Genomic DNA, 11388 nt, shown 5'->3' with positions numbered 1-11388 from the left:
ACAAACTCCACACATGGTCTGCACCCATACCGCCTAGGCTCGACCGCATGCGTAAAGGGATGGACCGGGCGCTACTCGGAGCGGGATGGTGCGCGGTAGCGGCGGGATCCATGGGGATCGTGCTGCATTTCGTCGCATGGCCGTGGCGCTGGCCGGTGTTGGTCGCGTCCGGGGCGTCCTACCTGATGATCGGCGCGGTCGCCGGTCTCGTGCTGTTATCGATCGCGCGTGGGTGGCGAAGTGCGGCCGTGGCCGGGGTCCTTGTCGTGGCGGCACTGTGGACGCTGGTGCCTGCGTTCGTGCCGGAGGGGCGGGCGGCGACCGGGCCGCGGCTCACCGTCATGCAGTCGAACTTGTTCTTCGGCGGCGCCGATTCAACGGCTGTGGTTCGAGCGGTACGGGAGAACCGGGTCGATGTGCTGACCGTGGATGAACTGACCGACTCGGCGATCGAGCGATTGACGACCGCGGGAATCCTGGCGGCCCTGCCACATCACTACACCGAGCCGACGCGGGCGGGTGGTGGGGGCACCGGCATCTACAGCCGATACCCGTTGCGGGACGCTAGGAAATACGACGGCTTCATCCTGAACAATGTGTCCGCCACGATGGATCACCCGGAAGGTGGACCGATCACGATCTTCGCCTTCCACCCGATCCCGCCGCCCTTCGAATTCGAGGCATGGACCGCGGAGATGGGCAGGATCCGCCACATTCTCGACGCTGAAAGCGGTCCCGCGATCGTGGGCGCGGACTTCAACGCGACCCGCGACCACGCCGCGTACCGCGATCTGCTGCATGGTCGCTTCGCCTCCGCCGCCGACCAAACCGGCGCGGGCTTGCTCCTCACCTTCCCGAACGATCGCGGCTGGGGCCCGGTGATCGGCATCGACCACATCCTGCTCGCCGACGCCAGTGCCGAGAACGTGCACACCCTGACCATGCCGGGCTCCGACCACCGCGCCGTGCTGGCCCAGGTACGTCTGAACTGAAGCGATCTCGGCCGTCGGGTAGCGCCAACATCGGTCCGACCGACGATCGGGCTGTGCCGGCTGGCACGAAGCCACCGGATGGATCCGATAGTTCCCACTACGGACCTAATGGCCGGTAGCGTGCTCCGTCAGCCAGCCGACCACATCACCGAGCACCTTGTCCTGCTCGGGTTCGTTGAATACCTCGTGGTAGAGACCCTCGTATCGGATCACGGTGAGGTCCTTGGAGCGGGCGCCCCGCTCGATGAGATCGGAGCTGGAGGGTGCCGCGATCGTGTCGGCGGTGCCGTGCAGCACCAGCAGGGGCGCGGTGAGCTGCGCGAGTCGTCCCTTGACCGTGGTGGTCGCCTCGAGCATCTCGGCGCCGGTGCGGGCGGGCAGCATGCCTCGATAAACCAGCGGATCGTTATCGTAGGCCGCGATGACCGCGGGGTCGCGACTGATCATCGTCGAATCCAGTTTCAGCACACCGAGATTCGGCGTCAACCTACTCAGAACAGGCGCGAGTAGACGCTGCACCGGGTTGCCAACCGGGATATCCAGCGGCGGGGCCGACAGCACGATGCCCGCGACGTCGATCGGGGCCCGGGTGGCGAGGTAGAGCACGATCAGGCTGCCCATCGAGTGCCCGAGGAGAAAGCGCGGTCCGTCCGGATGTTCGCGGCTCGCGATCTCCAGCATGGCGGCGACATTGTCCGCGGCGTCCGCCATCGAACCGATGTTGGCTTTGCTGCCCCCCGACTTGCCGTGGCCGATGTGATCGAGCGCGTATACCGCGAAACCCGCGGCCGCCAATCGCTGCCCGACGTGGTCGTAGCGTCCGGAGTGCTCGGCGATGCCGTGTACGAGCACGACAACGCCCTGTGCCGAGCTGTCCGGCAGCCAGGCGCGCCAGGCGACCCTGCCGGTGCCGTCGAATTCTCCGGTCTCGGTGTGGATCGTGGACGTGGTGGGTGGCTCGAGGTCGCTCGGCGTCGGCTCGGTGGTCATGCATCGACTCCTGACGTCTGTACTGCGCTGGTCGTGGCGGCTGCGAAATGGTCGATCAGCCGCCGGTTGAACTCGATGAGCCGAGCGTAGTTGACCCGGGACAGTCGCTCGTCGGTTCCGTGGATCGAGGCCAGATCGCGTTCGTTCAGCACGATCGGGGCGAAATTGCATCGGGTACCGGTCAGATCGTCGTAGTGCCTGGAGTCGGTGGCGCCGGGGACCAGGCCGGTGGTGACGGCGATACCGGGCACGATGGCACGGGCGACATCGGCGATCATGTCGAAGGCGGGCCCCGGCCCCGTTGTGTGGGACGGCTCCGACGACATGCCGACCAGCTCGAAGTGGATACCGTTGTCGCGCACCACCTTTCGGCAGTGCTCCAGCACCGAGTCGACCGAGTCGCCCGGCAGGATGCGGAAGTTCACCAGCGCTTCGGCATGCTGCGGCAAGACGTTCGCCTTCACTCCGCCGCGGATCACGGTGGGTGCGGTGGTGGTGCGCACCATCGCCTCGGTAGTCGGTCTCGCCGCGAGCACCCGAGTGATCAGCGGCGCGACGACGCCGGCGAAGCCGAGCAGGCGCCGCCGCGGCGCCGGCATGACCTGGCGCAGCCGGGCCAGCATGTCCGCGATCACCGGGGTCAGGCGCAGCGGCATCGGATGGTCCTGGATCCGGCTCACCGCGCGGGCGATCCGGCCGACCGCGGTCTGCCGACCCGGCATGGAGGAATGCCCACCCACCTCACTGACCGACAGCCGGACCGTCGCGTAGCCCTTCTCGCCGAGCATGACCGAGGCCACCGGTTGCCGCACACCGTCGGCGACGCCCTCGGTGATCACGCCGCCCTCGTCGAGCAGCAGATCGGCGCGCACGCCCGCCCGCCGCAGCCGCTCGGCCATTCGTTCGGCGCCGTCCCCGCCGAAAACCTCTTCGTCGTGCCCGAACGCCAAATAGACGGTGTGCCGTGGCTGGACGCCCGCGGCGAGTGCCGACTCGACCGCCTCCAGAATGGCCACGACGCGACTTTTGTCATCGATCGCGCCACGACCCCAGATGAATTCGTCGTCGACCACCCCCGCGAACGGCGGATGGGTCCAGCGCTGTGGATGGTCCGCGGGGACCACATCCTGGTGCGCGAGCAGGATGGCGGCGACCCGGTCGGGTTCGCTGCCTGGCCATCGGTAGAGCCTGCTGTATCCGAATCGTTCGAGTTCGAGCTGCGCGTGCACCAACGGGAAGGAAAGCTCGAGGTGCGTGTCGAGGCGGTCGAACGCGGCGGTGTCGGCGTCCGCCGGATCATCGGTGGACACGGTGGCGCAGCGCAGCGCCGCGGCGAGGCGCTCAGCGGTCGGGTCGTCGACCGGCTTCGTCATCGGTCACCGGTGCGGTCGGGCACGTTCATAGGCACCGTTGCATTGTCCAGCATGCCGGGTTCGAGCGTCACGGTCTCCTCGTTGCGCCACTTCACGATGCCCTCGGTGAGCCCGCCGGGAAGCTCGGGGTTGCGCGTGCCGGTCAGCAGGGGTAGCTCGACGCTCGCCGCGGCAACGGTGACGTGCGCGAAGGCAGGCGAGTGCGACCACACGTCGTCGACCACGTCGGTGACGCGCGCACCGATCCGATGGCCCACCGAGATCGGCCAGTCCTGGGCCAGCAGCCGGATCTCGGCGGTGTCGGTGACCGGGGCGATGCCACGGGTGATCACCGTGGCGCGGAGGTCGGGCGCGATGTCGTAGAGTTCGACGGCCACCGTCGCGCTCGGCGGGCCGCTCAGTCGCAAGGTAGCGGTCGGGATGCCGGACAGGTGCTGATGCTGCGTCAGCGGCTCGGACACCGACCAGACCTCACGATCGCGTCCCGGGACCAGCCCGCGGTCGGTGTAGCCGCCGGTGCGAAGCTCGACGGCGACCCGCTGTGCGTCGGCGGGCGGCCACGCCGTCTCCGCCCGCCAGCGGCCGTCGAACTGGCCGACGGTGATGCGCGGACCGGGGACCTCGACATCGCGGCCCGCCACGTGTCGGTCGAAGAAGGCGAGCACCTCGGTGTCGAAATGCGGCGTGCCGCACTTGTCGTGGCAGGTGCGGTGGCCCCACTGGCCGAACCACGCCCGGTGCTCGCCTGGTCCGAGCCCGTGCCACAGATCGAACACCCGGTAGGCCCTGGTGTTGTAGTCGACGAAGCCTTGGCCGAGAAACAGCGGAATCATGGTGCCGCGCAACGGTGCTACCAGATCGCGGTCTCGCCAGAAAGCGGTGCCGCCATCGTGGTTCGTGATATCGGCCAGGTACTGCTGGTAGCAATGCGCAGGAAGTTGTGTCGCGTTGGCCCGGTAGCCGGGAGAGTCCTCCGGGCGCGGCGGCGTGGAGGCGATGAGCAGATGCTCCAGTCCGGCGAAATCGGCGGGACGCACACCGTTCTCGGTAATCGGTTTGCCGGAGAACTTCCACGAGACGCCCTGCATGTACAGGTACGAGTACGGGTCGACGACCGGCTCGAACGCGACGACCGCCGCCAGGCCGTTCGGTGCGGCCGCCAGGCCCATCAGCCCGGTCCATGCCTCGTAGGAGGCGCCGAACATCCCCACCTTGCCGGTGGACCACGGCTGACTCGCCGCCCACTCCACCGCGGTCGCCACATCCGAGCGTTCACCGGGGCCGCCGAAGTCGGGGCAGCCGTCCGAGCCGCCGAAGCCGCGCAGGTCGACGATCACATAGGTGTAGCCGGCGCGCAGGAACAGATCCACGGTGAGGTTGTCGGTGGATGGGCCGCCCGCAAGGCGCGGCTCGCTCAGATACGCGAGATGCGCGCGATACGGGCTGACGGTGAGGATGACCGGCGTGCGTATGTCGTCGGAGATGCCGTCCGGTCGCAAAATATCCGCGTGCAGCCGGGTGCCGTCCTTGCCATCGATGAACGCTTGCCGCCACTGAAAGGGCGCCGCAAGTGGCTCGGCGGCGGCGGTCGCCGGCGCGGACGCTACCAATAGCAGCAATAGCCCGAACAGGGCGCGCAGCATTCCGGTTCGTTCGGTCACTCTAGGACTATCGGGTGTGCCGGCAGAGGCGTCCAGCCCCCGGAACCATGGTGGTCGTCCGGTTATCTCTTGGCGTTGCTCCGAATGCTCGATCCGGAGGTGGTGCTGCGCGGGCTTCGCGGTGCTGACCTGCGCCACGGGATCGGCAACTCGCCACGGCATGATCGATCGATTTCTGGACTGATTCCGCGGCGACGTTTTTATTCCGGTAACAGGTCTTGTCGCCCGATTTGCCGCACCCATCGGCTACGGACGCGGGGATGGCGGGGCGTGGATATCCGGCCTTCGTGATGACCATTCTCTCTCGTTGGATACGCGTGAAGTACACCGTGGTTCAACAGAATTCGCCTGGTGTCCGGGGCCGGTGGGCGTATGATCAGCCGGTGCAGTGCCAGGGCAAGAATGAGTGAGTCGGCGACCATGGACTGGGAACGGTTCGTGCAGGCGTTGGCGCAATGTCTCTCCGAGCTGCCCTCGCGCGCGACGTTGATTATCGCGGCGCCCGGAAATCGCTATGTCCAGTTCGTTCAGTACGATATAAAACTCTCCGCCGAGTTGGCCGGGAACCACTATCTGACGAAGCCCATTCCCGATGCCGCCGCACAGGAGTTGCGCGAACTCGGCTGGCACGAGCCGGTGCTGCGACGCGATATGGACAACTGGACCAGAACACTGTTCTGGCCGATCTCACCCAATGGCCTGCTCGAGTTCGCCCGCTCGGTCGTGGTCGGCCTGCGCGACGCCCTCGGCGTGGCCACCCCGGTGGACTTGCGTGCTATGGGCTGGACCGAGGCATCCGGTGATCTGGATCTGACCGTGCTCGGTCCGATCGTCCGCCGTGGCTTGAATTGATCGCGCTACTGTCCCGTGGCAAAGCCGGGACTACCTGGGCACTATCCTGAGAGGCATGGCAGCAGGCAAGCCCAGCAAGGAAGCGAAGGCCGCGGCGAAAGCGGCTCGCAAGCAGCAGTCGAAAGAACGTCGTCGGCAGCTCTGGCAGGCGTTCCAGATGCAGCGCAAGGAAGACAAGCTGCTGCTGCCACTGATGATCGGCACTGTGATCGGCGTCACCGCCGTCTTTGTCGTCGTCGGTTTGCTCTTCGGGCTCACCTGGTTCCTCGTCCCGCTCGGCGTGGTACTCGGCGCCCTGCTCGCCTTCATCCTCTTCGGCCGGCGGGTGCAAAAGAGCGTCTACCACAAGGCCGAGGGCCAGGCGGGCGCCGCGGCCTGGGTGCTGGACAACCTGCAAGGCAAGTGGCGGGTGCGTAACGGCATCGCCGCGACCACCCAGCTGGACGCGGTCCATCGGGTGATCGGTCTACCCGGCGTGGTCCTGGTTGCCGAGGGCTCCTCGCAGCGGGTGAAATCGCTGCTGGCCCAGGAGAAGAAGCGCACGGCCCGGTTGATCGGCGACACCCCGATCTACGACATCGTCATCGGTAACGACGAGGGTCAAGTTCCCCTGAAGGAACTGCAGCGCTACCTGACCAAGCTGCCCCGCAATATCGACACCAAACGGATCGACCTCATCGAAGGCCGCCTGTCTGCGCTCAGCTCACGCAGTGGGCCCGCGCTGCCGAAGGGCCCGGTGCCCGGGGGCGCGAAGATGCGCGGCGTACAGCGGACCATCCGCCGGCGCTGACCTGATGCACACGAGAGGCCGGTACCTATCGAGGTACCGGCCTTTCGTCTGCGGTCACGCAGGTAATCGGCATCCTCACTGCCGAAAAGCGACCGACCGCCCTATCAGGTCGATAGCCGGTGACCCGGGACGCTGGGGCGCCGAGTCGGTGCACGGACACCGGTCGGGCGTCAGCGCGAGTGGACGAGAGCCGTGCCGGTCGCACGATCGTGCATCCCGCGTCCGTCGGCATCGGTGAACAGCGCGGGCACCACGAAAACCAGGAGCATCTGCCTGGCCAGCGCCCGTACGAAGCCGACCGGAACCGCGGCGTCGACGCGGACCGTCCGTAGCCGCAGGAAATACTGCCCCGGCGTGAGACCGAACAGCGTGACCCCACCGACGCCGATCACGAACCAGACCAGCATTGTCAAGCTCGACGCCGAACCGCTGCGCACGATCAGCGCCGAGATACCGAGCGCGATCAACCAGTCCACGAACAGGGCGGCGATACGGCGTCCCATCCCCGCCAACGAACCGGCACCGGTCTGCGGCAGGCCCAAATACTCACCGGGGAAATCAGGGGTTGCCGAGTCGCCGGGATCGGCCGAAGGTCCCGAGAGCCAAGATCCGGTGATGCGTGCCATACACCCCAGAATAGGCCCGTCCGACCGGCCGATCGGTACCGCATAATGGGAGTTCAGGTCGGCGCATGCCACAAAGGGGTGACAGGACTACCATTTGTTCGAGCTCGGGTGGCCATTGCCACTCGGCCAGGTGCACGCGTAACACTGGCGAAACACAGCCTTGACTGCGGGGAAACACGGCATCCATAGCGTCTGGACGCGACGAGCCCAAGCAATCGACACTGGCTGGGAACCGATCCGTTAGGAGAACAAGTGACGTTCAGCACGGCCGACGAGGTCATCAAATACCTCGCTGACGAAGAAGTCGAGTACGTTGACATCCGTTTCAGCGACCTTCCCGGTGTGCAGCAGCACTTCTCGATTCCGGCCAAGGCTTTCACCACTGATCTCGCCGAGGAAGGGCTGGCCTTCGACGGCTCCTCCGTCCGTGGTTTCCAGTCGATCGACGAGTCGGACATGCTGCTGCTGCCCGACTACACGACCGCACGGATCGACCCGTTCCGCGCCGCCAAGACGCTGAACCTCAACTTCTTCGTGCACGACCCGTTCACCCGGGAGGCCTACAGCCGCGACCCGCGTAACGTCGCGCGCAAGGCGGAGGAGTACCTGCGCTCGACCGGCATCGCCGACACCGCGTACTTCGGCCCCGAGGCGGAGTTCTACATCTTCGACTCGATCCGCTACGACTCGGCCATGAACGGCGCGTTCTACGAGATCGAGTCGGTCTCGGGCTCCTGGAACACCGGTGCCGAATTCAACCCGGACGGCACCCTGAACCGCGGCTACAAGGTCCGCAACAAGGGCGGATACTTCCCGGTCGCGCCCTACGACCACTACGTCGACCTGCGCGACAAGATCTCGACCAACCTGCAGAACTCCGGCTTCGAACTGGAGCGTGGCCACCACGAGGTCGGTACCGCTGGTCAGGCCGAGATCAACTACAGGTTCAACACCCTGCTCGCCGCCGCCGACGACCTGCAGTTGTTCAAGTACATCGTCAAGAACACCGCGTGGCAGGAAGGCAAGACCGTCACCTTCATGCCGAAGCCGCTCTTCGGCGACAACGGCTCCGGTATGCACGTGCACCAGTCGCTGTGGAAGGACGGCAAGCCGCTGTTCCACGACGAGGCCGGTTACGGCGGCCTGTCGGACCTGGCACGCCACTACATCGGCGGCATCCTGCACCACGCGCCGTCGCTACTGGCGTTCACCAACCCGACCGTGAACTCCTACCACCGCCTGGTTCCGGGCTACGAGGCCCCGATAAACCTGGTGTACTCGCAGCGCAACCGTTCCGCCGCGGTCCGCATCCCGGTCACCGGTAACAACCCGAAGGCCAAGCGCCTCGAGTTCCGCGCGCCGGACTCCTCGGGCAACCCGTACCTGGCCTTCGCCGCCATGATGATGGCCGGCCTGGACGGCATCAAGAAGAAGATGGAGCCCCTGGCCCCGGTCGACAAGGACCTCTACGAGCTCCCGCCGGAGGAGGCCAAGAACATCCCCCAGGCCCCAACCAGCCTGTCCTCGGTCATCGACCGCCTCGAACAGGACCACGACTACCTCACCGAAGGCAACGTCTTCACCGAGGATCTGATCGAGACCTGGATCACCCTCAAGCGCGACGGTGAAATTGCGCCGGTGAACCTGCGGCCGCACCCGTACGAGTTCGAGCTCTACTTCGACGTGTAAGTCTGACTCGCACGAAGGCGGCAGAATAATCCCCTCGTTACGAAACGGTCGGAACCGAGTCCACCCGCCAGGTGATCACAGACGCGATCACCTGGCGGGTGGACTCATCCGTATCGAGCCACCGCACCCCCGAATCAGATTCGGGGGTGCGGTGTGCCCGGTCCCGGACGATCGGGCTGGTCGGGTCAGCACTGTTCCCGTGGGGGGAGGCAGTCGGCGGTCGCCGGCCGGTTTCGATAGGTGTTGTCGATGAACTCGATGAATCGTTGGACATCCTGGATGTTGGAGGCGAGCCCGAGCGAGACGCGGACCGCGCCGCCGGTGGGCAGGCCCAGCACGTCAAGGTATTCGTCGATGCTGGTGAGCCGCTTCCCGAGGAGGCCGAGCAAGGACCGGCGACCGATATCGAACGCCGTCTCGCCGACCCCGGGATTGCAGAAGCATCCGGTGCGTATCGACAAACCGGCTGCGGCGGACTCCCGAGCGACCAAGCGCTCGTCGACGACGACGCCGGCGGGGTCCAAAACATTGAATGCGACGGTAGCGCCCCGACCGCCGCTGTGGTGTGGGCCGTAGATCCTGGCCAGTGGCGTGCCATTGTCGTGCCGTAGTGAGATCAGTCGGTCGAGCAGCCATCCGGTCAGACAGCGGGTGCGCAGCCGGATCCGATCCATGCCGATACCGCGCAGCCAGCCGATCCCGTACTCGATGTCGGGGATGGACAGAAAGTTCTGGGTGCCGTCTTCGAAGGCCGCCGCGCCCGCCGCCGCCGAATGCCAGTCGCCCTGGATACTGACGGCGAGGATGGTGCCGCCGGAGAACCAGGGCCGGCGCAGCCTGGCCAATGCTTCACGGCGGGCGATCAGACAACCGATGCCGGTTGGATATCCGAACAGCTTGTACCAACTCACCGGTATGAAGTCGGCCTGCACCGCGGTGAGGTCGAGTGCGTTGGTGGGCGCGAAGGCGGCGGCATCCAGCAGGACGTCGTAGCCGTATTCATGGGCGATATCAACCCATTCGAGCGGATACTGCACGCCGGTGAAGTTGCTCTGCGCCGGATAGGCGAACAACCCGTGGCGCTCGGTCCCTTCCACTGTTGTGCGCCATCCGAGTCGAGAGCGACGACGCAGTGCCGCGTGGACCGCTTGTTCGCTCACTCTCAGCTCGGCGTCGGTGATCGGAATGTACTGGGTCTGTGCACGTCTCGCCCGCGCGAATTCTCGGATTCCGTTCACCGAATTGTGGTTGTCGAAGGTGAGCACGTACGGTGCCGCCGGTCCGAACGGATAAGCCTCTCCGACCAGCCGGCACGCGGCGGTCGCGTTGGCCGTGAAGATCGCGGTGTATTCCGTCGGTGCGGCGTTGAAGTGTGCGAGCACCGCCTGGCGTGCGCGCTCTACGAGTTCGGTCGCCGCACGTGAGGTCGGATTCTCCGAATGTGGGTTGCTGAAACAACTTTCGGACAGTCGTGACCTGTGGGCATGGTACTGGGCGCGTGCGGCCAGTCCGGAGCCGGTGTAGTCGAGGTAGACGTGGTTGTTGCTGTCCAGGTAGCTGTATTCGGTGGCCCGTAGCTCATCGAGCCGAGCGGTGGTCGGGTAGTCGGGATATGCGGCGAGAAACTCCGCCGGTGTATGCGACAGGCCGGTGGTGCTCCCGCTCGCGATCGGTTGCCGCACTTGATGGTCTGATGGTGTTGTCATGGCCAGCTCCTACCCGGTCGTGTCGTCAACTGAGTGTCACAGAGGTTGCGACCAGACGCGCCGCGGAATCCCGGCGAGCGCCGTCCGCTCGTCCATAGCGGGCGGCCGGCATCCTCGAACGTTTCGACAGCGGCGCTATGGCCCTGTCGGGAACGGGCACTATCGACGTTGTCGTCAACGCAGCGAAGTATGAGTTCTGCCTCGGGTCCGTGCGAGCGGCGGCAACAACGTCCCCGGTGTCCATGACGAAAACGGTCGCTTCATCGGGACGCGGCCATACGACATCGAGATGCCTGGTGTGCCGCCTTCGCGACTGATATTTGGGACCGGGCCGATGTACGTTGCCTCGTCCATCTTTCCCCGAAGTATGCACTCGGCTTCGGTGCTTGGCATGCAAACCGAATCCTTTTGACCGCAGATATTTTCCGCTGTTCCGCTACGAGCATTCAGCCATTTGTGTGCTACGCGGTACTCCACGTGGGTGTGCCATAGACGTTGAGTTTGTCGACGCCGTGGTCGGGGGAGAAGCCCAGTCCGACAGCCGAGTAACTCCAGGTCGCTTCACACGACTCCGCTGCCTGCGCGAGGGCGTCGACGGCATGGGTGGTGCCGGGTCGCGAGTCCACGCACGAGTTCGGTCAGGTCGTCCCCCACCCTCGAGCCCAGGGACAGCCCGAAGGTCGGGCTCCTGAACCACGCGCACAGCAGA

At 65.9% G+C, this 11388-nt stretch carries 10 protein-coding genes; 4 read left to right on the top strand and 6 right to left on the bottom strand.

Annotated elements, in window-relative coordinates; all coding sequences use genetic code 11:
• Positions 1-47: 47 nt before the first annotated feature.
• Positions 48-992, top strand: a complete 945-nt coding sequence (locus tag AB0C34_RS22415) for an endonuclease/exonuclease/phosphatase family protein (RefSeq protein ID WP_357076156.1) — start codon at positions 48-50, stop codon at positions 990-992.
• Between the two features lie 105 nt (positions 993-1097).
• On the opposite strand, the gene AB0C34_RS22410 is transcribed toward AB0C34_RS22415, so the two are convergent.
• The 3 genes from AB0C34_RS22410 to AB0C34_RS22400 are packed head-to-tail and all read right to left on the bottom strand — an operon-like array spanning position 1098 to position 5016.
• Positions 1098-1982: a lysophospholipase gene (locus tag AB0C34_RS22410; RefSeq protein WP_357076153.1), complete on the bottom strand. Its 885-nt coding sequence runs from the start codon at positions 1980-1982 to the stop codon at positions 1098-1100.
• A complete protein-coding gene (locus AB0C34_RS22405) occupies positions 1979-3355 on the bottom strand; it encodes a M20/M25/M40 family metallo-hydrolase (protein WP_357076150.1) in 1377 nt (458 codons plus the stop codon). Before AB0C34_RS22405 ends, AB0C34_RS22410 begins: the two co-directional genes overlap by 4 nt.
• Positions 3352-5016 carry a CocE/NonD family hydrolase gene (locus tag AB0C34_RS22400; RefSeq protein ID WP_357076147.1) on the bottom strand — a complete coding sequence of 555 codons (1665 nt, stop codon included), beginning with the start codon at positions 5014-5016 and terminating at the stop codon, positions 3352-3354. The genes AB0C34_RS22405 and AB0C34_RS22400 overlap by 4 nt, the downstream gene beginning before the upstream one ends.
• Positions 5017-5418: 402 nt before the next feature.
• On the opposite strand from AB0C34_RS22400, the gene AB0C34_RS22395 reads away from it, so the two are divergent.
• Positions 5419-5868: a hypothetical protein gene (locus tag AB0C34_RS22395; protein WP_357076144.1), complete on the top strand. Its 450-nt coding sequence runs from the start codon at positions 5419-5421 to the stop codon at positions 5866-5868.
• Positions 5869-5923: 55 nt separating this feature from the next.
• Entirely contained in the window at positions 5924-6658 is a 735-nt protein-coding gene (locus AB0C34_RS22390; RefSeq protein WP_357076141.1) for a DUF4191 domain-containing protein, read from the top strand.
• A gap of 170 nt (positions 6659-6828) precedes the next feature.
• On the opposite strand, the gene AB0C34_RS22385 is transcribed toward AB0C34_RS22390, so the two are convergent.
• Positions 6829-7284 carry an RDD family protein gene (locus AB0C34_RS22385; protein WP_357076139.1) on the bottom strand — a complete coding sequence of 152 codons (456 nt, stop codon included), beginning with the start codon at positions 7282-7284 and terminating at the stop codon, positions 6829-6831.
• A gap of 252 nt (positions 7285-7536) precedes the next feature.
• Here AB0C34_RS22385 and glnA point away from each other — a divergent pair, with 252 nt between their 5' ends.
• Positions 7537-8973: a type I glutamate--ammonia ligase gene (glnA, locus tag AB0C34_RS22380; protein WP_357076136.1), complete on the top strand. Its 1437-nt coding sequence runs from the start codon at positions 7537-7539 to the stop codon at positions 8971-8973.
• A 185-nt stretch (positions 8974-9158) separates the two neighbouring features.
• On the opposite strand, the gene AB0C34_RS22375 is transcribed toward glnA, so the two are convergent.
• Both AB0C34_RS22375 and AB0C34_RS22370 read right to left on the bottom strand, forming a co-directional pair.
• Positions 9159-10679, bottom strand: coding sequence for an aminotransferase class V-fold PLP-dependent enzyme (locus AB0C34_RS22375; RefSeq protein WP_357076133.1), 1521 nt, complete (start codon positions 10677-10679; stop codon positions 9159-9161).
• A 461-nt stretch (positions 10680-11140) separates the two neighbouring features.
• Positions 11141-11305: a hypothetical protein gene (locus tag AB0C34_RS22370; RefSeq protein ID WP_357076130.1), complete on the bottom strand. Its 165-nt coding sequence runs from the start codon at positions 11303-11305 to the stop codon at positions 11141-11143.
• Between the last annotated feature and the right edge of the window lie 83 nt (positions 11306-11388).

Origin of the sequence: Nocardia sp. NPDC049220 (genome assembly GCF_040647855.1) — a bacterium.
Taxonomy (GTDB): Bacteria; Actinomycetota; Actinomycetes; order Mycobacteriales; family Mycobacteriaceae; genus Nocardia.
The sequence above is the reverse complement of the archived record's forward strand: the minus strand, read 5'-3'. Positions and strand labels throughout refer to the sequence as shown.